This window comes from Candidatus Thermoplasmatota archaeon (assembly GCA_030018475.1).
In the GTDB taxonomy this organism is placed as follows: domain Archaea; phylum Thermoplasmatota; class JASEFT01; order JASEFT01; family JASEFT01; genus JASEFT01.
In genome coordinates this window covers 1-601 of the sequence record JASEFT010000124.1, presented here as the reverse complement: position 1 = coordinate 601, position 601 = coordinate 1, and the positions used below count along the sequence as shown (strand labels likewise).

General features: G+C 40.3%; 1 protein-coding gene. It reads left to right on the top strand.

From position 1 onward, the window contains the following. The first annotated feature begins 144 nt into the window (after positions 1 to 144). On the top strand, positions 145 to 546 hold the full coding sequence (locus tag QMD21_07880) for a 4Fe-4S dicluster domain-containing protein (protein ID MDI6856682.1): 402 nt from the start codon (positions 145 to 147) through the stop codon (positions 544 to 546). The last annotated feature ends 55 nt before the right edge of the window (positions 547 to 601 follow it).

Below are 601 nucleotides of genomic sequence, written 5' to 3'. Positions count from 1 at the left end.
AGGTATAGCCAAAGTTAACGAGGTAGTATGCAAAGGCTGCGGCGCTTGCGTAGCAACTTGCCCCAATGTAGCTATTGACCAATACGGATTTAGAGACAGGCAAATAATTTCAACGGTAGATTCATGCTGGGCTGAGTGATTTGTATGATAAAAATAGGAGCTAAAAAACTAGAAAATCCAATTTTAGCGAAAGTAGAAGAGCTCAGCGGTCAAAATCTATTCACATGCTATTTTTGCGGTACATGCTCTGCAAGCTGTCCTTTCAGCTTAGCTATGGATATTGCTCCTGATAAGGTCATTCGCTACTTGCAGTTTGGCAAATCAGAAATATTGAGCGCGAAAACTCCTTGGGTATGTTCTGCATGCTTTACATGCGCAGTACGTTGCCCGCGCAACTTAGATATTGCAAAAATAATGGAAGCGCTGAGATTGCTAAAAATCAGAAAGAATATAGATATAACAAAGTTGGAAAGCCTATCTGACGAAGAGCTTGAAGAGTTACCGCAATTAGCGCTTGTAAGTAATTTCAGGAAGAAAACAGGCTAAAAGAAGCCTTTCTTTCTCTTTTCGGAAAAGAGAAAGAAACTCTTCAGGGAAAGAA

Coding starts and splice junctions, on each gene's coding strand:
- QMD21_07880 (MDI6856682.1), top strand. CDS start 145: ATGATAAAAATAGGAGCTAAAAAACTAGAAAATCCAATTTTAGCGAAA.